Source organism: Marinobacter sp. NP-4(2019) (assembly GCF_003994855.1).
Lineage (GTDB): Bacteria > Pseudomonadota > Gammaproteobacteria > Pseudomonadales > Oleiphilaceae > Marinobacter.
In genome coordinates, this window is the sequence record NZ_CP034142.1 from 2032294 (window position 1) to 2058708 (window position 26415).

The 26415-nt window shown below is 56.8% G+C and carries 19 protein-coding genes; 16 read left to right on the plus strand and 3 right to left on the minus strand.

Features of this window, described 5'->3' with window-relative positions:
- Nucleotides 1–142: 142 nt before the first annotated feature.
- Nucleotides 143–2782: a type I DNA topoisomerase gene (gene topA / locus EHN06_RS09355; RefSeq protein WP_127332255.1), complete on the plus strand. Its 2640-nt coding sequence runs from the start codon at nt 143–145 to the stop codon at nt 2780–2782.
- A 123-nt stretch (nt 2783–2905) separates the two neighbouring features.
- Here the strand turns inward: topA and EHN06_RS09360 are convergent, their stop codons facing one another.
- Together EHN06_RS09360 and gltA are read right to left on the minus strand one after the other, a co-directional pair.
- On the minus strand, nt 2906–3781 hold the full coding sequence (locus EHN06_RS09360) for an NAD(P)-dependent oxidoreductase (RefSeq protein WP_127332257.1): 876 nt from the start codon (nt 3779–3781) through the stop codon (nt 2906–2908).
- Nucleotides 3782–3897: 116 nt separating this feature from the next.
- On the minus strand, nt 3898–5172 hold the full coding sequence (gene gltA / locus EHN06_RS09365; RefSeq protein ID WP_127332259.1) for a citrate synthase: 1275 nt from the start codon (nt 5170–5172) through the stop codon (nt 3898–3900).
- 484 nt (nt 5173–5656) lie between these two features.
- Between gltA and sdhC the strand changes: the two genes are divergently transcribed.
- From sdhC to rluB, 13 genes are all read left to right on the plus strand, one after another.
- Nucleotides 5657–6037: a succinate dehydrogenase, cytochrome b556 subunit gene (sdhC, locus tag EHN06_RS09370; RefSeq protein WP_127332261.1), complete on the plus strand. Its 381-nt coding sequence runs from the start codon at nt 5657–5659 to the stop codon at nt 6035–6037.
- Nucleotides 6025–6375, plus strand: a complete 351-nt coding sequence (gene sdhD / locus EHN06_RS09375) for a succinate dehydrogenase, hydrophobic membrane anchor protein (RefSeq protein WP_127332263.1) — start codon at nt 6025–6027, stop codon at nt 6373–6375. The genes sdhC and sdhD overlap by 13 nt, the downstream gene beginning before the upstream one ends.
- Nucleotides 6376–6378: 3 nt before the next feature.
- A complete protein-coding gene (gene sdhA / locus EHN06_RS09380; RefSeq protein WP_127332265.1) occupies nt 6379–8151 on the plus strand; it encodes a succinate dehydrogenase flavoprotein subunit in 1773 nt (590 codons plus the stop codon).
- Nucleotides 8152–8165: 14 nt separating this feature from the next.
- The gene (locus EHN06_RS09385; RefSeq protein WP_127332267.1) at nt 8166–8870 is read left to right on the plus strand and encodes a succinate dehydrogenase iron-sulfur subunit; all 705 of its coding nucleotides are present in this window, start codon (nt 8166–8168) and stop codon (nt 8868–8870) included.
- A gap of 310 nt (nt 8871–9180) precedes the next feature.
- Nucleotides 9181–12015, plus strand: coding sequence for a 2-oxoglutarate dehydrogenase E1 component (locus tag EHN06_RS09390; protein WP_127332269.1), 2835 nt, complete (start codon nt 9181–9183; stop codon nt 12013–12015).
- A gap of 25 nt (nt 12016–12040) precedes the next feature.
- The gene (odhB, locus tag EHN06_RS09395) at nt 12041–13258 is read left to right on the plus strand and encodes a 2-oxoglutarate dehydrogenase complex dihydrolipoyllysine-residue succinyltransferase (protein ID WP_127332271.1); all 1218 of its coding nucleotides are present in this window, start codon (nt 12041–12043) and stop codon (nt 13256–13258) included.
- Nucleotides 13259–13293: 35 nt separating this feature from the next.
- The gene (gene lpdA / locus EHN06_RS09400; RefSeq protein ID WP_127332273.1) at nt 13294–14736 is read left to right on the plus strand and encodes a dihydrolipoyl dehydrogenase; all 1443 of its coding nucleotides are present in this window, start codon (nt 13294–13296) and stop codon (nt 14734–14736) included.
- A 212-nt stretch (nt 14737–14948) separates the two neighbouring features.
- On the plus strand, nt 14949–16115 hold the full coding sequence (gene sucC, locus EHN06_RS09405) for an ADP-forming succinate--CoA ligase subunit beta (RefSeq protein WP_127332275.1): 1167 nt from the start codon (nt 14949–14951) through the stop codon (nt 16113–16115).
- Nucleotides 16115–16987, plus strand: coding sequence for a succinate--CoA ligase subunit alpha (sucD, locus tag EHN06_RS09410; RefSeq protein ID WP_127332277.1), 873 nt, complete (start codon nt 16115–16117; stop codon nt 16985–16987). Before sucC ends, sucD begins: the two co-directional genes overlap by 1 nt.
- Nucleotides 16988–17213: 226 nt before the next feature.
- Nucleotides 17214–18389, plus strand: a complete 1176-nt coding sequence (locus tag EHN06_RS09415; protein ID WP_265936925.1) for a tryptophan--tRNA ligase — start codon at nt 17214–17216, stop codon at nt 18387–18389.
- A gap of 32 nt (nt 18390–18421) precedes the next feature.
- On the plus strand, nt 18422–19267 hold the full coding sequence (locus EHN06_RS09420) for a segregation and condensation protein A (RefSeq protein ID WP_127332281.1): 846 nt from the start codon (nt 18422–18424) through the stop codon (nt 19265–19267).
- A gap of 17 nt (nt 19268–19284) precedes the next feature.
- A complete protein-coding gene (scpB, locus tag EHN06_RS09425; RefSeq protein WP_127332283.1) occupies nt 19285–19953 on the plus strand; it encodes an SMC-Scp complex subunit ScpB in 669 nt (222 codons plus the stop codon).
- Between the two features lie 45 nt (nt 19954–19998).
- On the plus strand, nt 19999–20991 hold the full coding sequence (gene rluB, locus EHN06_RS09430; protein WP_127332285.1) for a 23S rRNA pseudouridine(2605) synthase RluB: 993 nt from the start codon (nt 19999–20001) through the stop codon (nt 20989–20991).
- Here the strand turns inward: rluB and EHN06_RS09435 are convergent.
- Nucleotides 20988–21914 (minus strand): GGDEF domain-containing protein, encoded by a 927-nt coding sequence (locus tag EHN06_RS09435; protein WP_127332287.1) that lies wholly within the window; start codon nt 21912–21914, stop codon nt 20988–20990. The two genes, rluB and EHN06_RS09435, sit on opposite strands and share 4 nt — an antisense overlap.
- A 272-nt stretch (nt 21915–22186) precedes the next feature.
- On the opposite strand from EHN06_RS09435, the gene EHN06_RS09440 reads away from it, so the two are divergent.
- Nucleotides 22187–22870, plus strand: a complete 684-nt coding sequence (locus tag EHN06_RS09440) for a GntR family transcriptional regulator (RefSeq protein ID WP_127332289.1) — start codon at nt 22187–22189, stop codon at nt 22868–22870.
- 1 nt (nt 22871) lies between these two features.
- Nucleotides 22872–26366 carry a chromosome segregation protein SMC gene (gene smc, locus EHN06_RS09445; RefSeq protein ID WP_127332291.1) on the plus strand — a complete coding sequence of 1165 codons (3495 nt, stop codon included), beginning with the start codon at nt 22872–22874 and terminating at the stop codon, nt 26364–26366.
- Nucleotides 26367–26415: the final 49 nt, after the last annotated feature.

Below are 26415 nucleotides of genomic sequence, written 5' to 3' on the forward strand. Positions count from 1 at the left end.
GTCTTGCTTTTCTTGACCCTGTAAAACAATGCACCTATACAATGTGGCGGCTAATAAGTGTTTTCTAGCCGACTGATTTTACAGCGAGTTTACGGTTTGCTGATTTTTTAACCGATTATCGCCAAGGATACAGATCTCCGATATGGGTAAAAGTCTCGTTATTGTCGAGTCGCCAGCGAAAGCGAAGACCATCAACAAATATCTGGGCCCCGACTTTATTGTAAAGTCGAGCGTCGGGCATATTCGTGACCTTCCGGTCAGCGGCAGTGGCTCTCAGTCAGATCCCAAAGAACGTGCGAAACAGGCGGCGGCAACGCGCAAGATGAGCCCGGAAGAAAAAGCCGCGCACAAAAAGCGCAAGGCCCGGGAACAGCTGGTGGCCCGCATGGGTGTGGACCCGGACCAGGACTGGAGCGCCCGCTACGAGATTCTGCCGGGCAAGGAAAAGGTCGTCAGTGAACTCAAGCGCCTGGCGAAATCCGCGGACCATATCTATCTGGCAACGGATTTGGACCGCGAAGGGGAGGCGATTGCCTGGCACCTTCAGCAAACCATTGGCGGTGATTCTGACAAGTACCGCCGCGTTGTCTTCAACGAAATCACCAAGCGCGCGATTCAGGCGGCGTTTGAAGATCCAGGCGCCCTGGACAATAACCGCGTCAATGCCCAGCAGGCCCGGCGTTTCCTCGACCGGGTTGTGGGCTATATGGTGTCGCCGCTGCTATGGGCCAAGATTGCCCGGGGGTTGTCGGCCGGTCGTGTCCAGTCCGTGGCGGTGCGCCTGATCGTCGAGCGTGAGCGCGAGATCCGCAAGTTCATTCCGGAAGAATTCTGGCAATTGCACGCGGATCTTGGTGCCAGGCAGGCCAAAGAGCCAGTACGCTTTGAGGTCACCCGTTATCAGGACAAACCCTACCGCCCTGTTAACGAGCAGCAAAGCAACGAGCATGTTGATCGCCTGAAAGGCGGCTCGTTCCACGTTGCCAAGCGCGAAGACAAGCCGACAAAGTCCCGACCGTCAGCGCCTTTTATTACCTCCACGCTGCAGCAGGCGGCCAGTAACCGCATGGGCTTCAGCGTCAAAAAAACCATGATGCTGGCCCAGCGGCTCTATGAGGCTGGCTATATCACCTACATGCGGACGGATTCGACCAACCTGAGTCAGGATGCGGTTGGCAGTTGCCGGGATTTTATCAAGAAGCAGTTCGGCGACCGCTACCTGCCGGAGAAGCCCAGGGTCTATGGCAGCAAGGAAGGCGCTCAGGAGGCCCACGAGGCCATTCGCCCGACAGAGGTGAGCCGCAGGCCCGCCGATATCAGTGGCCTGGAGAAGGATGCTGAGAAGCTCTACGATCTGATCTGGCGACAGTTTATCGCGTGCCAGATGGCTGACGCCGAGTTCCTGAGCACTTCAATCGTAGTGGCCAACGGCGACTATGAGCTGCGTACCCGTGGCCGCATTATCAAGTTTGACGGTTTCCTCAAGGCGGCGCCCCAGTCATCGAAGAAAGACGAAGATGTGGCATTGCCGGATATCAAGGTTGATGAGACGTTGGATCTGGCCAAACTGGAGCCGAGCCAGCACTTTACCAAGCCGGCCCCGCGATACACGGAAGCGAGTCTGGTCAAGGAACTGGAAAAGCAGGGGATTGGTCGCCCATCCACCTACGCCTCCATCATTTCCACCATTCAGGACCGCGGTTACGTCAGGCTGCAGAACCGTCGTTTCTACGCCGAGAAAATGGGGGAAATCGTCACCGAACGCCTGTCCGAGTCCTTCCCGAACCTGATGGACTTCGACTTCACCGCGAAGATGGAAGATGAGCTGGATGACATCGCCGAAGGTGAAGTGGACTGGAAGAAAGTACTGAATGACTTCTATGGCCGTTTCCGCAAACAACTGGAGACCGCCGAAGGCAGTGACGAAGGCGGCATGCGCGCCAACACGCCCACGGAGACGGACATTCCGTGCCCGAGTTGCAGTCGCCCGATGCAGATTCGTGTCGCCAGCACCGGCGTATTCCTGGGGTGCTCCGGTTATTCCCTGCCGCCGAAAGAGCGCTGCAAAACCACCATCAACCTCGTGTCAGGGGATGAGGTGGTCAGTGCCGACGATGACGTGGAAGGTGAGGGCGAAACCCTCCTGTTGCGCAAGAAACGCCGTTGCCCGAAATGCGGAACGGCCATGGACAGCTATCTGGTGGATGAAAGCCGCAAACTTCATGTATGCGGTAATAACCCCGACTGCTCCGGCTTCGAAGTGGAGAAGGGCACCTTCCGCATCAAGGGGTATGAAGGCCCAACACTGGAATGTGACAAGTGCGGTTCCGAGATGCAGTTGAAAACCGGCCGTTTCGGCAAGTATTTCGGCTGTACCAACACTGAATGCAAGAATACCCGTAAGCTACTCAAGAGTGGCGAGCCGGCGCCGCCCAAGATGGATCCGGTGCCGATGCCGGAACTTCAGTGCCAGAAGGTGGATGATACTTACGTGCTGCGGGACGGTGCCTCCGGTCTGTTCCTTGCTGCCAGCAAATTCCCGAAGAACCGGGAAACCCGGCCGCCGCTGGTGATGGAAATCAAGCCGCATCGCAAGGAAATCGACCCAAAATACGATTACCTGATGGACGCGCCCGAGCGTGACCCCGAGGGCAACCCAACGGTGATTCGCTACAGCCGCAAGAGCAAGGAGCAGTACGTCATGTCCGAGAAAGAGGGCAAGGCGACGGGCTGGTCGGCGTGGTATGTGAACGGGAAGTGGCAGCCGAAGGAGAAGAAGTAGGAGTTCTCCCCCTCTCCCCCGGCCCCTCTCCCGCGAGGGGAGAGGGGAGGTTACTCACCAATTCAAGCCTAACTCCGGAAAGCCCCTCTCCCCTCGCGGGAGAGGGGTTTGGGGAGAGGGGGGCTATCGGGACTTCCGCAAGCGCTGAATCAGCGAGGAGGTATCCCAGCGGCGCCCTCCCATATCCTGGACATCCCCATAGAACTGGTCCACCAATGCCGTTACAGGCAGCTTGGCGCCGTTCTGGCGGGCTTCCTCGAGGCAGATCCCAAGATCCTTGCGCATCCAGTCTACGGCAAAGCCATAATCGAACTTGCCGTCAATCATGGTCCCGGAGCGGTTTTCCATCTGCCAGGACTGGGCCGCCCCCTTGGAAATCACATCCACCACCTTGCGCACATCAAGCTCGGCCTGCTCGGCGAAATGCAGGGCTTCAGAAAGGCCTTGCACCAAGCCGGCAATGGCAATCTGGTTGACCATTTTGGTTTTCTGGCCGCTGCCAGCAGGGCCCATCAGGTTAAGGGCCCTAGAGTAGCATTCCAGAATCGGCTTTGCCCGTTCGAATACCTCCGGCTCGCCACCACACATAATGGTGAGCTGGCCATTCTCCGCACCTTGCTGACCGCCGGAAACCGGTGCATCGATAAAGCCCTGGTTTCTGGCTTTCGCGGATTGCGCGAGCTGTTCAGCGATGCCTGCGGATGCGGTGGTGTGGTCCACCAGGATCGCGCCTTCGGGGGCATTGGCAATGATGCCATCGCCGCCCTCATAGACGGCCAGAAGGTCCTTGTCAGCTCCTACGCATGTCAGCACGATGTCGGCATTCTGGACGGCTTCGGCAATGGACTGGCAGGCGGCTCCTGAGTGATCTTTTGCCCAGGCTTCGGCCCTGGAAAAGGTTCGGTTCCAAACCCTGACGTTATATCCGGCATTTGCCAGGTGTCCGGCCATGGGGTAACCCATGACGCCCAGTCCGATAAAGACGGCTGTGGTGGTCATTCATCCTCTCCTGAACGTTGTTGTGTCTGGGTTAACTTATCACAGGCCCCGTACCCCACACACAAAAAAGGCCGCTGAGTCAGCGGCCTTTTCGGGTTTTCCGGTTTCCCGGGCGATTACTTCTTCTCGTAATCGCGGCTTTCGGGACCGGTATACAGCTGGCGTGGACGACCAATGCGGTAGTCGCCGGACACCATCTCGTTCCAGTGGGAGAACCAGCCGATGGTGCGTGACATGGCAAAGATGACGGTGAACATGGACGTGGGGATACCGATGGCCTTCAGGATCAGGCCGGAGTAGAAGTCCACGTTCGGGTACAGTTTACGCTGGACGAAGTACTCGTCTTCCAGCGCGATCTTTTCCAGGCGCTTGGCGATCTTCAGTAGCGGATCGTTTTCCAGGCCCAGTTCGGTCAGCACTTCGTGTGCCGTCTGTGCCATGACTTTGGCGCGCGGGTCGAAGTTCTTGTATACCCGGTGACCAAAGCCCATCAGGCGGAATGGGTCATCCTTGTCCTTGGCCTTGGCGATGAACTTCTCGATGTTTTTCTCGTCACCAATTTCTGCCAGCATGTCCAGAACGGCCTCGTTGGCGCCGCCGTGAGCCGGGCCCCACAGGGCGGCAATGCCGGAGGCAATGCAGGCGTATGGGTTGGCGCCGGTGGAGCCAGCCAGGCGCACGGTAGAGGTTGAGGCGTTCTGCTCGTGATCAGCGTGCAGGATGAAGATCTTGTCCATGGCCTTCGCCAGGATCGGGTTTGGCTTGTACTCTTCGCAAGGCACGCCGAACATCATCTGCAGGAAGTTTTCGGAGTAGGAGAGGTCATTGCGCGGGTACATGAACGGCTGGCCGATGCTGTACTTGTAACACCAGGCAGCGATTGTCGGCATCTTCGCGATCAGGCGGTGCGCGGTGATTTCACGCTGATGGGCATCAGTAACGTCCATCTGGTCGTGATAGAACGCGGACAAGGCACCTACGACGCCGCACATGATTGCCATCGGATGCGCATCCCGGCGGAAGCCCTGGAAGAAATTGCGCATTTGGTCGTGCAGCATGGTGTGGTTTTTGATGGTGTCGTGGAACTTCCGGTTTTCTTCCGCGGTTGGCAGTTCGCCTTTCAGCAGGAGGTAGCAGACTTCCAGGTAATCGGAGTTTTCCGCCAGTTGCTCGATGGGGTAGCCGCGGTGCAGCAATACACCGTTAGCCCCATCAATGTAGGTGATCTTGGATTCGCAGGCTGCTGTGGATACAAAACCCGGATCGTAGGTGAATACGCCTTCCTGGACCAGACTCCGTACGTCGATAACGTCGGGGCCGACGGTGCCTGAGTAAACCGGTAGCTCAATGGACTTGTCACCCACCGAGAGCGTGGCTTTCCTGTCGGTCATGGTGCTCTCCTATATATCAGCTTTGACAGCTTTTCAGTATTTGGATGCGCTAGAAGGCGCGTATTATCGCAAAACTGGCGGCAAAATATAGGGCGTTGGCTTTTTTTGTCAATGGAAGAGGGCGGAAAAACCTTTATTTGACATTCTGTGTAAATCAGGGAATACACGAATAAGGCTGTTTTCCGGGCAGAATTGATTTTGTCAATAATCCTTATAGCCGGTGCGAGGCCGCTGATTACAGGCGCTTGGGCGAGTTGCGTGTTTGTAATTAACAGGGGTACTCCTTATAATCCGTAGCCCGGAATCGGGGATAGACCTTGCCTGGGCGCCTTCCAACGTCGGTAGCGCCGGGTGGGTAGGGTGTATTCTCCCTCCTGAGCCAATCGTGTGCCGGTTTCGTATCAGCACGCCGATCCTTACATACCAACTATCCGCACCGGTCACTTCGATCGATTGTGGAACCAAGAGAGAGTGTGAGAGCGCTGTGAATAGCAAACGACCAGTTAATCTCGATCTCGGCAAGTTTCATTTTCCGCTGCCAGCCATTACGTCCATATTGCACCGTATCAGCGGCATCATCATTTTTGTTGGTGTTGCGTTCCTGCTTTACGGACTTCAGCTTTCCCTGTCCGGGGAAGAGGGCTTCAGCCGCGTCAATGAATTGCTGGACAGCTTCCTTGCAAAGCTGATCATCTGGGGCATTTTGTCTGCTCTGCTTTACCACCTGGTGGCAGGTATCAAACACCTGTTGATGGATATGGGCATTGGTGAAGAGCTTGAAAGTGGCCGCCTCGCCGCGAAGATCACGATTGTGGTTTCCGTCATTCTCATCGTTCTGGCAGGAGTCTGGGTATGGGCAGCGTAAATAGTGTAACGAATCTGGGGCGTAGCGGTGTATATGACTGGTTGATCCAGCGTGTCACGGCCTATGTGTTGGCGCTCTACACACTGTTCCTGCTGGGCTTTATGGTGTTCAGCGACGTAAATTATGAGACCTGGTCGGCACTGTTCGGACAGACCTGGTTCCGCATCTTTACCCTGATGGCGCTGCTTTCTATCGGTGCCCACGCCTGGGTAGGGCTCTGGACCGTCACAACCGATTACATCAAGGCCATGGCACCGCGCTTTCTGGTTCAGGCGGTTTGTGGTCTGACCATGTTCGTGTATGTGGTCTGGGGCATTCAGATTCTTTGGGGGCTTTAATCAATGGCTAATATCAAGACCATGTCTTACGACGCGATTGTTATCGGTGGTGGCGGTGCCGGTATGCGAGCCGCCCTGCAGCTTACCGAGTCAGGCGTCAACACTGCGTGTATCACGAAAGTATTCCCGACCCGTTCCCACACGGTGTCTGCCCAGGGTGGTATCACCTGCGCCATCGCAAGCGCCGATCCCAACGACGACTGGCGCTGGCATATGTATGACACCGTCAAGGGCTCGGACTACATCGGTGATCAGGATGCCATTGAGTATATGTGCTCGGTAGGCCCTCAGGCCGTTTTCGAGCTGGAGCACATGGGGCTGCCGTTTTCCCGTACCGAGCAGGGCCGTATTTACCAGCGCCCGTTCGGTGGTCAGTCCAAGGATTATGGTAAGGGTGGTCAGGCTGCCCGTACCTGTGCCGCGGCCGACCGTACCGGTCATGCGCTGCTGCACACACTTTATCAGGCCAACCTGAAAGGCGGCACCACGTTCCTTAACGAGTGGTACGCCGTTGATCTGGTCAAGAACAGCAAAGATGAAGTCGTTGGTGTTGTCGCCATCGAAATCGAAACCGGCGAAGTGGCCTACATCAAATGTAAGGCAACGGTTCTCGCCACTGGCGGTGCCGGTCGTATCTACGCGTCCACCACCAACGCCCTGATCAACACCGGTGACGGTATTGGCATGGCGCTGCGCGCGGGCTACCCGGTGCAGGATATGGAAATGTGGCAGTTCCACCCGACCGGGATCCACGGTGCTGGTACGCTGGTAACGGAAGGTTGTCGGGGTGAGGGCGGTTACCTGATCAATGCTGAAGGCGAGCGCTTCATGGAGCGTTATGCTCCGAACGCGAAAGACCTGGCCGGTCGTGATGTGGTTGCCCGCTCCATGGTAATCGAAATCCTTGAAGGCCGCGGCTGTGGTCCGGACAAGGACCATGTACTGCTGAAGCTGGATCACCTGGGTGAAGAAACCCTGAATCTGCGTCTGCCGGGTATCTGTGAGCTGTCTCGCACCTTCGCCCACGTGGATCCGGTGAAAGAGCCGATTCCGGTTGTACCGACCTGTCACTACATGATGGGTGGTATTCCGACCAACGTCGGTGGTCAGGCACTGACCCAGGACGAGAATGGCAACGATAAGCCGATACCCGGCCTGTTTGCCTGTGGTGAGGCGGCTTGTGTGTCTGTGCACGGTGCCAACCGTCTGGGTGGTAACTCCCTGCTGGATCTGGTGGTCTTCGGTCGTGCGGCGGGTCTGCATATTGAAGAGCAGCTTCGCGGTGGCTTTGAGGTTGACGGTGCCAGCGAGGAAGACATCAAGCGTGCCATGGCTCGCCTGGATCGCCTGAACTCCGCCTCCGAAGGTGAGAGCGTTGCCGAGGTTCGCAAGGATCTGCAGAACTGCATGCAGTTGTATTTCGGCGTATTCCGTGACGGAAGCAGCATGGAAGAAGGCTTGAAGAAGCTTGAAGCTATCGGTGAGCGTGTACGCAAGACCAAGCTGGCCGATACCAGTCAGGCGTTCAACACCGCGCGCATCGAAGCACTGGAGCTGGACAATCTGTATGAGGTCGCCCTGGCGACGGCTATCTCTGCCTTTGAGCGTAAAGAAAGTCGTGGTGCCCACGCCCGTAACGACTTCACCGAGCGTGATGACGAGAACTGGCTGAAGCACTCCGTGTACTTCCCGCTCGAGAAGCGTGTCGGCAAGCGTGACGTAAACTTCGCACCGAAGACCGTCGACACCTTCCAGCCGAAGATCCGGACTTACTAAGGGGGACGCACAAAATGTTGGTAAGCCTTTATCGTTATAACCCGGAAACTGACAACGCGCCCTATATGCAGGACGTGGAGCTGGAGCTTCCGGAAGGCAAGGACCTGATGGTCCTGGATGTCCTGAACCTGCTGAAGGAAAAGGATCCGTCTATCGCCTATCGTCGTTCCTGCCGCGAGGGTGTTTGTGGCTCTGACGGCATGAATATGAATGGCAAGAATGGTCTGGCGTGCATCACGCCCATGTCCCAGGTGCTCAAGAAAAACAAGCTTGTTCTTCGCCCGCTGCCAGGGCTCCCGGTTATCCGTGACCTGGTGGTCGACATGAGTCTGTTCTACAAGCAGTACGAAAAGGTCATGCCGTACCTTGTGAACGATCAGCCCGCACCCGCCATTGAGCGTCTGCAGTCTCCGGAGGACCGAGAGAAGCTGGACGGCCTGTACGAGTGTATTCTCTGTGCCTGCTGCTCCACTGCTTGCCCGTCGTTCTGGTGGAACCCGGACAAGTTCGTTGGTCCGGCCGGCCTGCTTCAGGCCTACCGCTTCCTGGCGGACAGCCGTGATACTGCCCAGGCCGAGCGTCTTGCAAATCTGGATGACCCGTTCAGCGTCTTCCGCTGTCGGGGCATCATGAACTGTGTCAGCGTTTGTCCGAAAGGCCTGAACCCCACAAGGGCAATCGGCCATATCCGGAATCTTCTGCTCCAGCGGGCGACTTAAAAGCAGAAAATAAAACAAACGCTATACTGTTCTGATCAGCTAGCATCCGGAAGGCCCCGCAACGGCGCGGGGCCTTCAACCAAAGGCTTATAGTCAAAAGTCTTAACAGGGTGCACACTACGCGGGCCGTGACGGGAACTTATAAGGTTGTCTCGCGGTTTCGCTGAGTACAAAACCACCGGGGAACGGAAAACATCCTTGCTGGGTGTGGTGGCCAAAGTCGATCCCGTAAAAACCCGTATTGACTGAGATTTACCCCTGGCCGACCATACTGAGCTCCCCCGCACCAGCCCAAGGTGAGCTATTCAAAATGCACGAAAGCATAATGGAGCAGTTATGGCAGACTTCCCACTTGCAGGGGGGAAATCTGGCCTATGTTGAACAGCTTTTTGAAACCTACCTGACAGACCCCAATGCCGTTCCCGAAGAGTGGCGCAGCTACTTCGACAAGCTTCCCAGTGTTGACGGCTATAAAGGTCGCGATATTGTCCACTCTTCCATCCGCGAACAATTCGAACACATCTCCCGCAATCAGCGTTTCCTGGCCAGTGGTGTTCCGGCCAGCGCAACCTCCGATGCTGATAAAAAGCAGATTCGTGTTCTTCAGCTGATTAATGCCTTTCGTTTCCGGGGTCACCAGGAATCAAAGCTGGATCCGCTTGGCGTATGGCAACGTCCCACGGTAGAAGATCTCGACCCAGCCTTCCACGAACTTTCTGAAGCTGACAACGATCTGGAGTTCCAGACCGGGTCCCTGAGCTTTGGTTCCGAAACCATGAAGCTCGGCGATATCATCAAGGGTCTGCGCCAGACGTACTGTGAGAGTGTTGGTGCCGAGTACATGCATGTGGTCGACACCCGAATCAAGCGTTGGTTTCAGCAGCGCATGGAACCGGTCCGCTCACGGCCGGAGTACGAAGCGAAAACCCGCAAGCATATTCTTGAGCGCCTGACAGCCGCGGAAGGTCTGGAGAAGTATCTGGGCTCCCGTTACCCCGGCGTCAAGCGTTTTGGTCTTGAGGGCGGCGAAAGCCTGATCCCCTGCCTTGATGAGCTGATTCAGCGTGCCGGCTCATACGGTGCCAAGGAAATTGTTCTGGGCATGGCTCACCGTGGCCGCCTGAACGTCCTGGTGAACACTCTTGGCAAGAACCCGAAAGAACTCTTTGATGAGTTCGAAGGCAAAAAACTGGCCGATTCCGGCTCCGGCGACGTGAAGTATCATCAGGGCTTCTCATCCAACGTGATGACGCCGGGTGGCGAAGTTCATTTGGCCATGGCATTCAACCCCTCCCATCTGGAGATTGTGTCTCCGGTTGTTGAGGGCTCTGTTCGGGCTCGTCAGACCCGCCGTAACGACAACGATGGTACCCAGGTGGTTCCGATCATCATGCACGGCGATGCGGCGTTTGCCGGCCAGGGTGTGGTGATGGAAACCTTCCAGATGTCCCAGACCCGTGGCTATGGTATCGGCGGCACGATCCATATCGTGATCAACAACCAGGTTGGTTTCACCACCAGCAAACAGGAAGATGCGCGGTCGACGGAATACTGCACCGATGTCGCCAAGATGGTTCAGGCGCCTATCCTCCATGTCAACGCGGATGACCCGGAAGCGGTCATGTTTGTTACCCAGATGGCCATGGACTACCGCAATGAGTTCAAGCGGGACGTGGTGATTGATCTGGTTTGCTACCGTCGCCGCGGACATAACGAGGCGGATGAGCCGGCGGCCACCCAGCCGGTCATGTATGAAAAGATCCGCAAGCTGAAAACCACCCGTGCGCTCTACGCGGACGTGTTGATTGCTGATGGCGTCATCTCTGAAGATGAGGCCAAGCAGATGGACCTGGACTACCGTGATGCGCTGGATGAAGGTGATCATGTGGTGAAGTCCCTGGTCAAGGAGCCCAACAAAGAGCTCTACGTTGACTGGACGCCTTACCTCGGCCATGAGTGGACCGCCAAGTGCAAGTCCAGTGTGGCACTGAAAACCATCCAGAAACTGGGTAAGAAACTTACTCATATTCCGGAAGGTTTCAGTGTTCAGCGCCAGGTGTCCAAGATCATCAGCGACCGCGAAAAAATGACAGCCGGCGCCCTGGGCATCAACTGGGGTTATGGCGAGATTATGGCTTACGCCACCTTGCTGGATGAGGGGCACCCGATTCGTCTGACCGGGCAGGACGTGGGGCGCGGGACCTTCTCGCACCGCCATGCGGTACTGCACAACCAGAAAGATGGTTCGACCCATATTGCCCTGGAGCACCTGGGGGAGAATCAGCCGAAATTTGAAATCTACGATTCACTGCTGTCGGAAGAAGCCGTGATGGCGTTCGAATACGGCTACGCCACGACGGCGCCCAATGGTCTGGTTGTCTGGGAAGCCCAGTTTGGTGACTTTGCCAACGGTGCCCAGGTGGTTATCGACCAGTTCCTGACCAGTGGGGAGCACAAGTGGGGTCGTCTGTGTGGCCTGACTCTGCTGTTGCCGCACGGGTATGAGGGGCAGGGGCCGGAGCACAGTTCCGCACGCCTGGAGCGCTTCCTGCAATTGTGCGCCGAGCACAATATCCAGGTATGTGTGCCAACAACGCCGTCCCAGGTCTTCCATATGCTTCGCCGCCAGGTGAAGCGTCCGTTGCGCAAGCCGCTGGTAGCGATTACGCCGAAGAGCCTGCTGCGTCACAAAGAGGCTACCTCCGATCTGGACGACCTGACCTCCGGAACGTTCCAGACCGTGCTGCAGGAGAAAGAGCCGTCCGATCCGAAGAAGATCACCCGCCTGATCCTGTGCAGCGGCAAGGTTTACTTCGATCTGCTTGAAAAGAAAAAGGCGGACGAACGGGAAGATGTGGCGATTGTTCGTATTGAACAGCTGTATCCGTTCCCGGGCGATGACCTGGATGAAGTTCTGGCCCTGTACCCCAAGCTCAAGCACGTAGTCTGGTGTCAGGAAGAACCGATGAATCAGGGCGCCTGGTACTGCAGCCAGCACCATATGCGCAATGCGCTGCACCGCAAGAACCCGAAATTGTATCTTCAGTATGCCGGTCGTGATGCTTCTGCTGCTCCTGCGTGTGGACACATGTCTGTACACATTGAAGAGCAGAAGAAACTGGTTAACGACGCGTTTCAAATCTGACGAGCTACCGAACTAAGGATCCGAGATGTCAACTGAGATTAAAGCCCCCGTTTTTCCAGAGTCGGTCGCAGAGGGTACCGTCGCGACCTGGCACAAGCAGCCGGGTGAAGCCTGTTCCCGAGATGAACTGATTGTCGATATCGAAACCGACAAGGTTGTTCTTGAAGTGGTCGCGCCGGCAGATGGCGTGATCGAAGAGGTTGTCAAAGGTGAAGGCGACACCGTGGAAAGCGGTGAAGTGATTGGCAAATTCAAGGAAGGTGCAGCGGGCGAATCCAAGCCGGCCGAGACCAAGAAAGAAGAGGCTCCCAAGGAAGAGGCCAAGAGTGAGGCTCCGTCCGGTGACGCGATTCTCAGCCCTGCGGCCCGTAAACTGGCCGAAGAGAATGACGTTGATCCGAATGCCGTCAAAGGTACCGGAAAAGATGGTCGCGTAACAAAAGAAGATGTTCAGAAACATGTAGATAGCGCTAAGTCTTCAGCATCTGCTGGAGCTGCAAAGCCAGCCGGTGAAATGCCGCAGGTGGAACTGGCTGCCGGCGAGCGTCCGGAAAAGCGTGTGCCAATGACCCGTCTGCGTTCAAGCATTGCCAAGCGTCTGGTCAGTGCCCAGCAGAACGCGGCCATGCTGACCACCTTCAACGAGGTGAACATGGCGCCGATCATGGAGCTGCGCAAGCAGTACCAGGATACCTTTGTGAAGCGTCATGGCATCAAGCTTGGTTTCATGTCTTTCTTCACCAAGGCCGCTACCGAGGCTCTGAAGCGTTTCCCCGCTGTAAACGCCTCCATTGATGGTAATGACATGGTGTACCACGGTTACCAGGATATTGGCGTTGCCGTCTCCACAGACCGTGGTCTGGTGGTGCCGGTGGTGCGTGATGCCGATGCGTTGGGCCTGGCGGATATTGAGAAGAAAATCGTTGAGTACGGCACCAAGGCCAAAGACGGCAAGCTGGGCATCGAGGAGATGACCGGTGGCACCTTTACTATCACCAATGGCGGCATTTTCGGCTCCCTGATCTCTACGCCGATCCTGAACCCGCCGCAAACTGCAATCCTGGGTATGCACAAGATCCAGGAGCGCCCGATGGCGGTCAATGGCAAAGTTGAAATCCTGCCTATGATGTATCTGGCGCTGTCCTATGACCATCGCATGATTGATGGTAAGGAAGCCGTGCAGTTCCTGGTGGCTATCAAGGAAATGCTTGAAGACCCGGCGCGTATCCTGCTGGACATCTGAGCTGACACTTAACGAATCGGAAAACGGGATCAAATATGTCTGATAAGTACGACGTCATTGTGATTGGTGCGGGCCCTGGTGGTTACGTAGCCGCTATCAAAGCCGCCCAGCTCGGCCTGAAGACTGCGTGTGTGGAGTCCTGGACCTCTGAGGACGGCAAAGCCCAGGTGCTTGGTGGAACCTGTCTGAATGTGGGCTGTATTCCTTCCAAGGCGCTGCTGGAGATTTCCCACAAATTTGAGGAAGCCAGCCACGATTACGAGACGCAGGGCATCATCGCCAAAGATGTCAAAATCGACATCGCGAAGATGATGGAGCGTAAGAGCGGTATTGTGAAGCAGTTAACCGGCGGTATCGCCGGTCTGTTCAAGGCCAACGGTGTAACTTCCATTCATGGCCACGGTAAGTTGCTGGCCAATCGGCAGGTTGAAGTCACTGACAAGGATGGCAAGACCACCACTTACGAGGCGGACAACGTCATCCTGGCGACCGGCTCCAAGCCGATCGAGATTCCGCCTGCACCGTTTGACGGTAATTACATTGTGGATTCCGAGGGTGCACTGGAGTTCACCGAAGTACCCAAGCGTCTTGGCGTCATTGGTGCCGGCGTTATTGGCCTTGAGTTGGGCAGTGTATGGTCCCGTCTGGGATCGGAAGTGACTGTGATCGAAGCCCAGGATACATTCCTGCCGGTAGTTGATCAGCAGGTTGCCAAGGACGCGCAGAAGCAGTTCAAGAAGCAGGGACTGGATATTGTCATGGGTGCACGCATGACCGGTGCTGAAGTCAAGCGCAAGCTGGTGAACGTGACCTATGAAGACTCGAACGGCAAGCAAGAGAAGAAATTCGACAAGCTGATCGTGGCTGTTGGTCGTCGCCCTTACACCGATAATCTGTTGTCAGAGGACTCTGGTGTAAAGATGGATGAGCGTGGCTTCATTTTCGTGGACGATAACTGCAAGACTGAAGCTCCGGGTGTCTGGGCGATTGGTGACGTGGTTCGTGGTCCGATGCTGGCACACAAGGCATCCGAAGAGGGGGTCATGGTCGCTGAACGGATCGCTGGCCATAAGCCGCAGGTCAACTACGACTGCATTCCTAACGTCATCTATACGGCACCGGAAGTGGCCTGGGTTGGTAAGTCCGAAGAAGACCTGAAGGCCGAAGGCGAGGCTTACAAGGTGGGGACTTTCCCATTTGCCGCCAATGGCCGTGCCATGGCCGCCAATGCGGCGTCCGGCCTGGTCAAGATTATCGCTGACGAAAAGACCGATCGCATCCTTGGCTTCCACGTTGTGGGACCCCAGGCATCCGAGATTGTCGCGCAGGGCGTGATTGCGATGGAGTTTGGCTCCAGTGCAGAAGACCTGGCTCTGACCTGTTTTGCGCACCCGACTCTGTCCGAGTCTGTGCATGAAGCAGCCCTGGCTGTCGATGGCGGCGCGATTCACATCGCCAACCGTCGCAAAAAGAAGTAACGCAGAGCAGGAAACAGGGGCGCCAATGACGGCGCCCCACTACCATAAAACGGTTGGTTTCCGACTGCGTCAGTGGTGTGCTGAGGCGATCCCCGGCACACCTGGCCGAATTCGCACCAGGTTGTTGTCGGATTTACGGCCTAAATCCGACAGGATCCGGCGGGTTCATTTCCGTACGTGGTTATCCTCCATCAAAAAGCGGGACATTAACTATGAATTTGCATGAATATCAGGGCAAGCAGCTGTTCGCTGAATATGGCCTGCCAGTATCCAAGGGCATTGCCTGCGATACTCCGAAAGAAGCCGTCGCTGCTGCCGATGAGATCGGTGGTGACGCCTGGGTTGTCAAGGCACAGGTACACGCAGGTGGCCGTGGTAAGGCCGGCGGTGTCAAGCTGGTAAAGAGCAAAGACGAGATTCGCGAGTTCGCCGAGCATTGGCTGGGCAAGAACCTGGTGACCTACCAGACCGACGAAAACGGTCAGCCGGTCAGCAAGATTCTGGTTGAATCCCTCACCGATATCGACCAGGAACTGTATTTGGGTGCGGTTGTTGATCGTGGTACCCGTCGTATTGTCTTCATGGCCTCCACCGAAGGCGGTGTCGAGATCGAGAAGGTAGCCGAAGAGACTCCGGAAAAGATTCTCAAGGCAGAGATCGATCCGCTGGTCGGCGGTCAGCCGTACCAGGGTCGTGAGCTGGCATTCAAGCTGGGTCTGGAAGGCAAGCAGATCGGTCAGTTCACCAAGATCTTCCTGGGCCTGGCCAAACTGTTCGAAGATTGCGACCTGGCTCTGGTTGAAATCAACCCGCTGGTCATTACTCCGGCCGGTGACCTGCATTGCCTGGATGCCAAGATTGGTGTTGACGGCAACGCACTGTACCGTCAGAAGAAAATCCACGAGATGCACGACCCTTCCCAGGAAGATTCCCGTGAAGCCGAAGCAGCCAAGTGGGAGCTCAACTACGTGGCTCTGGAAGGTAACATCGGCTGCATGGTAAACGGCGCTGGTCTGGCCATGGGTACCATGGACATCATCAAGCTGTCTGGCGGCCAGCCTGCCAACTTCCTGGACGTTGGTGGCGGCGCCACCAAAGAGCGCGTTTCCGAAGCGTTCAAGATCATCCTGTCCGATGACAATGTACAGGCCGTTCTGGTCAACATCTTTGGCGGCATCGTGCGTTGCGACATGATTGCGGAAGGCATCATTGGTGCGGTCAAGGAAGTGGGTGTCAAGGTTCCCGTGGTTGTTCGCCTTGAAGGTAACAATGCCGAAGTCGGCACCAAGGTACTCGCTGACAGTGGCCTGAACATCATTGCCGCCACCAGTCTGGCGGATGCCGCAGAGCAAGTCGTTAAAGCTGCAGGGGGTAAATAATGAGCATCCTGATCAACAAAGACACCAAGGTTATCTGCCAGGGCTTTACCGGCGCACAGGGCACTTTCCACTCTGAGCAGGCGATCGAGTACGGCACCAAAATGGTTGGCGGTGTGAGCCCGGGCAAGGGCGGAACCGAGCACCTGGGCCTGCCGGTATTCAACACTGTTCGTGAAGCCGTTGAAAAGACCGGTGCCGAAGCCACGGTTATCTACGTGCCGGCGCCGTTCTGTAAGGACGCCATCATCGAAGCCGCAGACGCTGGCATCCAGCTGATTGTGTGCATCACCGAAGGTATCCCGACCATCGACATGCTCTACGCCAAAGAGTATGTGGATCACAAGGGTGTACGGATGATTGGTCCGAACTGCCCGGGTGTGATCACGCCGGGTGAGTGCAAGATCGGTATCATGCCGGGCCACATCCACAAGCCGGGCAAGGTGGGCATCGTATCCCGTTCAGGCACCCTGACTTACGAAGCGGTCAAGCAGACCACCGATTTCGGTTACGGTCAGTCCACCTGTGTCGGTATTGGTGGTGACCCGATTCCGGGCTCCAACTTCATCGATATCCTCAAGCTGCTGCAGGAAGACCCGCAGACCGAGGCCATCGTCATGATCGGTGAGATCGGCGGTACCGCCGAGGAAGAAGCCGCAGCTTTCATCAAGGAAAACGTCACCAAGCCGGTGGTTTCCTACATCGCGGGTGTGACTGCGCCTCCTGGTAAGCGTATGGGCCATGCCGGTGCGATTATCTCCGGTGGCAAGGGTACCGCGGACGAGAAGTTTGCCGCACTGAACGACGCCGGTGTCAGAACCGTGCGTAGCCTGGCCGAAATCGGCAAGGCACTGAAGGAAGCAACTGGCTGGTAAGTCGTTACCACCGGTGATAAAAGCCCCCGGGTCTGCCGAAAGGCGCCGGGGGCTTTTTCGTTTTACGGCCTGTGCTTGATGGCTGTTTTTCAAAGGCTTCTTAACGCCAGCGTTACATAAGACTATAATGCCCGGTCAGCCTGCACTAAGATGGGCTGATTCCATAACACCAGAAGGAGTTCATGCTTTGAGTTCTGTAGATTCCCAGCAACGGGTTTTGTCCGGGATGCGTCCAACCGGCAAGCTTCACCTTGGCCACTACCATGGTGTTCTGAAAAACTGGGTGAAACTCCAGCATGAGTATGAGTGCTTCTTCTTCGTCGCTGACTGGCATGCCCTGACCACCGATTATGAAGACACCACCGGTATCGAGCAGAGTGTCTGGGACATGGTTATCGACTGGCTGGCAGCCGGGGTAAACCCGGGATCGTCCACCATGTTTATCCAGTCGCGGGTGCCGGAGCATGCAGAACTGCACCTGTTGCTGTCCATGATTACGCCGTTGGGGTGGCTGGAGCGCATTCCCACCTACAAGGACCAGCAGGAAAAGCTGCGGGAAAAGGATCTGGCGACCTACGGGTTCCTGGGGTACCCGCTGCTGCAAAGTGCGGATATCCTGATGTACCGGGCGGGCAAGGTTCCGGTTGGAGCCGATCAGGTATCCCACGTGGAGATTACCCGTGAAGTCGCCCGTCGCTTTAACCATATCTACGGTCGCGAGCCAGGCTTCGAGGAGCAGGCGGAAGGGGCCATCGTGAAGATGGGCAAGAAGAACGCCAAACTGTACCGCAATCTCAAAAAGCGGTATCAGGAAGAGGGCGATATGGAGGCCCTGGAGACCGCCCGCGCACTGTTGAAAGAGCAGCAGAATATTTCCCTGGGCGATCGCGAGCGGCTGTACGGTTACATCGAAGGTGGTGGCAAGGTGATTCTGCCGGAGCCCCAGCCGCTGCTGACCCCGGAATCGAAGATGCCGGGCCTGGACGGACAGAAAATGTCCAAGTCCTACAACAATTACATTGGCCTTCGTGAGGATCAGGATTCGGTTGCCAAGAAAGTTCGCACCATGCAGACCGATCCCCAACGGGTCCGTCGGACCGATCCGGGGGAACCCGAGAAGTGTCCGGTGTGGGGCATGCACAAGATTTACTCCGATGCGGATACTCAGGAATGGGTCCAAACCGGTTGTCGAAGTGCCGGGATTGGCTGTCTGGACTGCAAGAAGCCGCTTATTGATGCGATCATTGAGGAGCAGCGCCCGCTCCATGAACGTGCCAGGGAGTACGAAGGTAACCCGGATCTGGTACGGTCCATTATTGAAGAGGGGTGTGAGCAGGCCCGTGATGCTGCCAGGGATACCCTGGAGGAAGTTCGCACCGCCATGGGTCTGAACTACCGTTGAAACGGAGTTAGCGCTGCCGGATGGGAGAGAGTATGACCGATGACACGGTGGGCACGTCGCAGGCCGAAACGGGAGAAGAGACGTCATCGTCTACCCCCGAGCAGGTGCCTCTGGCTCTGGTGTCCGGTAAACCCGTGGTGGACCTGCCGCGGGACCTGTACATTCCACCCGATGCGCTGGCGGTGTTTCTGGAAGCCTTTGAGGGGCCCCTGGATCTGTTGTTGTACCTGATCCGCCGCCAGAACATGGACATTCTCGATATCGACGTCAGCGAAATTACCCGCCAATACATGGACTACATCGGTGCTGTGGAAGCGATGCGGTTTGAGCTCGCGGCAGAGTACCTGGTGATGGCAGCTACACTGGCGGAAATAAAGTCTCGAATGCTGCTGCCCCGGCAGGAAAGCGATGACGAGGAAGAGGTGGATCCTCGCGCGGAGCTGATCCGCCGGTTGCAGCAGTATGAACGCTTCAAGAAAGCGGCGGAGGACCTGGATCAGCTGCCGCGTCAGGAAAGGGATACCTTTGCCGGATCGGCTGCGTTACCGAGGTTGCCCTCCAGCCAGCCGCATCCGGATGTGGAGCTCTCAGAGCTGCTTCTGGCGCTACAGGGCGTGCTCAAGCGAGCAGACCTGTTCACCAGCCACCATGTCGAGCGGGAGAGGCTGTCTACCCGGGAGCGTATGTCGGCTATCCTTTCGGTACTGCAGGACGATCGCTTTGTTAACTTTGAAAGCCTGTTTACACCGGAGGAAGGTCGCTTGGGTGTGGTTGTGACCTTCCTGGCGACTCTGGAGTTGGTGAAGGAACAGCTGATAGAGGTTGTCCAGGGGGAAGTCCTTGGTCCCATTCATGTCAGGGCCAGAGCGTCCAGTTAAGCGAAAGCGCGAGTTCCATGAACGAAGAGAACCTGAGAAAGATACAGGCGATTATCGAAGCCGCGCTGCTGGCGGCGGGCAGACCACTGTCATTTGATCAACTGAGGGAACTTTTCCCGGAAGACGAGCGGCCTGCGCGACAAGTCATGGAGCATGTCCTGGTGTTGCTCGAGAGTGCTTGTGAGGGCCGCGGGTTTGAGTTGAAAAAGGTCGCCAGTGGTTACCGTCTGCAGGTGCGTGAGGAGTTTGCTCCCTGGGTGGGGCGGTTGTTTGAGGAAAAGCCCCAGCGGTACTCCCGGGCCTTGCTCGAAACCCTGGCGCTGATTGCGTATCGTCAGCCGATCACCCGGGGTGAGATCGAGGATATTCGCGGGGTTACCGTTAGTAGTAACATTGTGCGAACCCTGCTGGAACGCGAGTGGGTGAGGGTGGTTGGCCATCGGGATGTACCCGGCAGGCCCGCCATGTACGCTACGACGCGACAGTTCCTGGATTACTTCAACCTGCAGGGGCTGGACCAGTTGCCGCCGTTGTCGGAAGTACGGGATCTGGAAGAGATTGGTCGTGAAATAGAAAAGAATATGCAGGCGGAGATTGAGTTTGAATCCGGATCTTCGGCCAGCGATGGGGAAGGCAGTTCCGGTGAGCCGGAGCAGGACGCCCCATCGAATCAGACACTTCACTGATGCCGCGGGCCTGGGCCCGCATCAGCCTACTGAAAGGATAAGTTCATGGCGTCAGAGCGCCCCGGTAAGTCTGGAGGCAAACCCTCCGCTCCCCGTAAAACACCGATGGCCGCCGCTGGTGGTCCGGAAAGAATTCAGAAGCTGCTGTCCAGGGCGGGCGTAGGTTCCCGTCGCGAGGTGGAAGGTTGGGTGGAGGCCGGTCGTTTGACCGTCAACGGTCAGCTGCCGGAGCCCGGCCAGAAGGTGACTATTAGCGATCGCATCGAACTGGATGGCAAGCGCCTTGATCTGGCTTCCGGGGCGGAAGTGGTCCGCCGCGTGCTGATCTACAACAAGCCGGAAGGGGAAGTGACCACCCGCCGTGACCCGGAAGGACGGCCAACGGTGTTCGATAGTTTGCCAAGGCTCAAGGATCATCGCTGGATTTCTATTGGTCGTCTGGATATCAACACCACCGGGCTGGTTCTGTTCACCACCGATGGCGAGCTGGCCAACCGGCTGATGCATCCATCCAGTGAGATTGACCGGGAATACGCAGTCCGGGTATTTGGCGAAGTGGACGATGCGATGCTGCAGCGCCTGATGGACGGCGTGCTGCTGGAAGACGGCATGGCCAAGTTCACCGATATCACGCCGGCTGGCGGTAGCGGTATCAACCGATGGTTCCATGTCACTCTGCTGGAAGGACGGAATCGTGAAGTTCGCCGTTTGTGGGAGTCCCAGGGAGTCAGGGTCAGCCGCTTGAAGCGGGTTCGCTATGGACCGGTGTTTCTTCCGAGTCGCCTGACGGTAGGTAAATGGGAAGAGCTGGATCAGAAGGCAGTCGATACGCTCAGCAAGGCTGTCGGCCTGGAGACCGTTGCCATCCCCGCCAAGACCCCGAACGAGCAGGCGGCACTGGATCGTAAGCGCAAGAAACAACCAGGCCGACCGGCACGAAAAACCGGGGGGCGCAAATGGGATGTGAGCTCAACCAAACCTGCAAGCCAGGGCAAGAAGCCGGCCCGCAAACCAATACGAAGCGTTAAGAAAAGCTAGCTAATACTGGCAAAGACCCGGGTGCAGTCGCGGCCGTGGTCTTTTGCCCGATACAGGGCTTCATCGGCGCGTGCGAGCCATTGCTCCGAAGTTTCGTGGGTCAGATGCATGGCCACGCCGCAGCTAGCTGTTACTGAAACGTCAATGTCCCCACAATTAACGACAATGCCGCCAATATAATCGCGAACTCGGTTTGCCACGTCGCGTGCTTCCAACTCATCGGTATGTGGCAGAAGTATCGCAAACTCCTCACCACCGAAACGGTACACCGAGTCAGAACTGCGTACCGCTTTTTCCAGTTCATTGGCTGTCAATTTGAGTAGGTGGTCACCCACAACGTGGCCGTAGCTGTCGTTGATCGCCTTGAAGTGGTCCAGGTCGCAGAGGATCAGCGAGTACTGGTCACCGTGTCGATCAGACAGCTGACAGGCCTGATTCAGGGCAGCATCCATGGCGCGCTTGTTGGGAGTGCCTGTCAGGGAGTCGGTCAACGCAGCGTGTTCAATGGCCAGAAATTGGCAAGCGTTCCTGATCGGGCAAATGACTGCTCCCAGCATCATCTCGATTGCTTCCAGTTCCTGTTCCGTGAATTTTTGCCGGCGTCTCAGTGACAGGGTGCCATAGTGCTCGCCCTCGAGATTCAGGCGGTACTCGCATTGGTGAGGGCCACCCATCCCAGAAGCATACACAAAGTCAGTTCCGCCAATATGGTGACGATAGTGAAGTGCGTCGAAGGGAACAGTTCCGCCGATCTCCTCAGTTATAATAGCCAACTGATTCTCCAGGGACAGTGTGGTAGAGAGTCTCCTGGTCAGTCGCGTCATGGGGTCAGGCGACTCATTCCAATCCCGGTGAGCCTGTCGCAAGGCGGCAAGTTTTTGTGGCTGTGGTCCAGGTTTGGCAATCGACGGTATATGTTTCACTGGGTACTGCCCTGGTAAAGAGTTTCCCATTAACAGGCATGAACTATACCTAGAAAAATAAATATCTTTATATACAACTTGATAGGAGGTTGATTTAACATTATTTATAGATTCGGGTTTTGGTTTTTTGTCGGGTGTCAGAATTCCGGCGATTGTTTGCCACTCTCGGGATGTGGTCGAAATGTCCGGCAAGGGGATGGGGTCAGCCAATCCCTGTGGTAAACTTTTGCGCTTAAAATCGTGCCGTCTGCAGCAAGTGAGCGACCAACTTTATGAGGTTTCAGGCTCCCGAAAGTCTTTCCGAACAAATCGCCCAGCATCTGGGACAGCGGATCATGACGGGTGATCTCAAACCCGGAGAACGAGTGCAGGAACTCAAGGTGGCAGGCGAGCTGAATGTCAGTCGCGGTTCCGTTCGTGAGGCGCTGTTGATTCTCCAGCGCCGCCACCTGATTGAGATCTTCCCCCGCCGCGGTGCGGTCGTTTCCAGGCTGACGCCTGAGCTTGTTAACAGCCTTTACGATATCTACATCGATCTGCTGTGCATGTTGGGCCGAAAGGTGATGGAACGTTGGTCACGGCAGGAGCTGGCAAGCATTGTGGGTCATGCCCGGGAACTCCAGGCCGTCACCGACGCCCTCAACTCTTCAGGTGACGATGCGGCCGAACAGGTGATTGAGGCTGGCTTCGGTGTAATGCGCTACGCCTATACCCTGGTGGACAATCCGTTCCTGGAAGAAACCCTGGAGAACTTCCGGCCGGCTATCAGCCGGACATACTTCGTTGCGCTTGAGCATTTTCGTGGGGAACTGGCAGAGACCGGTCGCTTCTTTAGCGATGTGGCCGATGCCGCGGCCAGCGGGGATGCCGCCAGGGTTGAGGCGGCGATCATCAGGTTCGGCGAGCATCAACGCAACCAGGTGTTAAGAATACTCAGGGAGGAGGCAAGCGCCTGATATGCGCCTGAAATCCATCAAGCTGTCTGGTTTCAAATCTTTTGTCGATCCGACCACGGTACCTTTCCCCACCAATATGACGGCTGTGGTAGGTCCTAACGGGTGTGGCAAGTCCAATATCATTGACGCCGTGCGTTGGGTGATGGGGGAAAGTTCCGCCAAGTATCTCCGTGGCGAATCCATGACCGACGTTATTTTCAATGGCTCCAGCGCCCGCAAGCCTGTGGGGCAGGCTTCAATCGAGCTGGTGTTTGACAACAGCGACGGCTCCGCCCCCGGTGAATTTGTCAAATTCAATGAGATTTCTGTTCGCCGTCGGGTTTCCCGCGAAGGTCAGTCTGAATATTTTCTCAATGGCTCCAAATGTCGCCGCCGTGATATTACCGACCTGTTCCTGGGGACCGGCCTGGGGCCCCGAAGTTACGCGATAATTGAGCAGGGGATGATTTCCCGGTTGATTGAGGCCAAACCGGAAGAACTGCGGGTGTACATCGAGGAGGCTGCCGGTATTTCCAAGTACAAGGAAAGGCGCCGGGAAACGGAAAACCGCATTCGCCGGACCCAGGAAAACCTGGAGCGCCTCACCGACCTCCGGGAAGAGCTCGGTCGCCAGTTGCAGCATCTGGAACGTCAGGCCGCTGCCGCTGAGAAATACAAGGCTTATAAGCAGGAAGAGCGTCAGAAAAAGGCGGAACTGACGGTTCTGCGCTGGAAGTCACTGGACAACGATCTGCAGACCTGGCGGTCGAAAATTCGTGACACCGAGCTGGAACTCGAGAAGTACCTGACTGAGCGGGTCAACCTGGAAACGTCACTGGAATCCCTGCGGGACAGTCATCAGGAACGGACCGAGCATTTTAACCGGGCTCAGGCACGTTACTATGAGGCCGGTGCCGACATTGCCCGTATTGAGCAAAGCCTGGAGCATCAGCGTGAGCGTGGCCGCCAGATTGCCACCGAGCTGGACCAGGCCATGGCCAACCAGCGGGAACTCGCGCGGGAACTGGAGCAGGATGAAGAGAAATTGTCCGGCATCCAGGAAGAGCTGGACATGATTGAGCCGGAGCAGGAAGCACTGGCCATGCGTGCCGAGGAGTCCGGGGAGAAGCTCCAGCTTGCAGAAGATGCCATGAGCGAATGGCAGCAGACGTGGGAACAGTTCAGTTCCCGCTCTTCGGATGCCCGGCGTCAGGCCGAACTGGCTCAGTCAAGGATACACTCGCTCGAGAATGCGATTACCGAACTCAAGAACCGACAGCAGCGCCTGAAGGATGAACAGGACTTGCTTGAAGGGCAGCTGGATCGCGCTGAACTGGACGAGTTGCTGGAGCAGCAGGAAACCCTCGAGTTACAGCGTGAGGAGGCGGCTGACCGGATCGCTGCGGTTCAGGACGAGTTGTTTGATGTCCGTCAGCAGCAGAAAGATGCCGAGCAGACGGTGTCTGACTACCGCCAGAAGGTGCAAAGTCTTCGCGCCTCGCTGGAATCCCATCAGGCGATGCTGGACGAGCAGATGGGCGGGCAGGATGACGCGCTGCAATCCTGGTTGCACGAGTTCGGGCTGGAAGCCGCACCGAGGGTCGCCCAGCAGCTCACCATCGATAATGGCTGGGAGTTTGCCGTTGAGCAGGTGATCAGCCGTTTCAGTCAGGGCGTGAGTGTGGCGGGCATGGACTCATTTCATCACGCCATGTCGGGCGCCCCCAAAGGTCTGGCGCTGGTCAATGCTGAAACTCGGAGTGTGGAACCGTCCTCCGGACTCGCCGCCCGGGTTTCAGGAGCGGCAGCCGTGCATGGACTTTTGGCCGGCATAGACACCGCGGATGCGCTGGATGATGCGCTCGCCAGACAGGACAGCCTGAATCATGGTGAGTCCGTCATTACCCGGGAAGGAGTGTGGGTTTCGCGGGACTGGATTCTGATGCCGGACTCCGACAACGCTCAGGTGGGGGTGATTGAACGCCAAAAGAAAGTGAGCCAGCTATCGGAAGAGCTGGGTGAGGCTGAGGCGCTGTTGCAGGAGGCCAATGAAGAACTGGAAGGCCTTCAGGAAAAATCGGAAAGGGCAGAAGCCAACCGGGATGAAGCCCAGGGCCGTCTCAGCGATGCGGAACGGGAGCTTGGTGGGCTGTCCTCGAAGATCAGTGGCCTGAAGGCCAGGGCGGAACAGATCGACGCACGCCTCCAGAGGATCCGGGAGGATGCTGAGGACGTGGCACTGAATCTGGAAGAGCAACTCGAACAGCTTCAGGAAGTCCGGGAAGAGTGGCAGGAAGCCCTGGCATCCACGGAAGACAATGACGAAGAGAAAGAACAGCTGCTGGAACGCCGGGACTCGCTCCGTGAAAACCTGGATCATCTGCGCCAGGAGGCCCGCCATGACCGGGACCGGGCCCATCAGCTTCAGTTACAATTGCAGTCCCTGAACAGTCAGCGGGATGGCTTGCGCCAGACCATCGACCGCATGCAAATGCAGAAAGAGCGGCTGGAGGAGCGGCTGGAGATTCTTCGTGAATCCCGGGAAAGCGTGGAAGAACCGGTGGAAGATCTGCAGATGCAACTGGAAGGGTTGCTGGACCGGCGACTGGCGGAAGAAGAGAAGCTGGGTGTTGCCAGGGATGCGCTGGAAGAAATCGATCGTGAGGTTCGGGCAAAGGAGCAGGGCCGAAGCCGCACGGAGCATGAGGTTCAGGACATCCGCGCCCGGCTCGAAAAACTGAAGATGGAATCCCAGGCACTGGAAATCCGTTCGGGTAACCACATCGAACAGCTCAAGGAGCTGGATGTGAAGTTGCAGGAGGTGCTGGAGCAGCTACCTGAAGATGCCACGGAGCAGGCATGGGCGGATGAGCTGGAAAAGATTGGTAACCGGATCCAGCGGCTGGGTGCCATCAACCTGGCGGCCATTGAGGAATACCAGGTCCAGAGTGAGCGGAAGACCTATCTGGACAGTCAGCACGAAGACCTGATGGAAGCGCTGGAAACGCTGGATAATGCAATCCGGCGGATTGACCGTGAAACCCGACAGCGCTTCAAGGAAACATTTGATCAGGTGAACGGCGGGCTACAGGCTTTGTTCCCGAAAGTCTTCGGGGGCGGAAACGCCTACCTTGAGCTGACCGGTGAAGATTTGCTGGAAACCGGGGTGGCCATCATGGCGAGGCCGCCTGGCAAGAAAAACAGCACCATTCACCTGCTTTCCGGTGGTGAAAAGGCGCTGACCGCGATCGCGCTGGTGTTTTCCATCTTCCAGCTCAACCCGGCGCCGTTCTGTATGCTGGATGAGGTGGACGCACCACTGGACGATGCCAACGTAGGCCGCTATGCCAATATGGTGAAGGAGATGTCAAAGCAGGTTCAGTTCATCTACATTACCCATAACAAGATCGCCATGGAAATGGCGGACCAGTTGATGGGGGTCACCATGCACGAACCAGGTTGTTCGAGGTTGGTATCAGTGGATGTGGACGAAGCGGCCGCCCTGGCGGAGGCGTAAGGCACCTGTTGTCAGGGTGCCGGAATGCCGCCAAATATGACAAAACGGC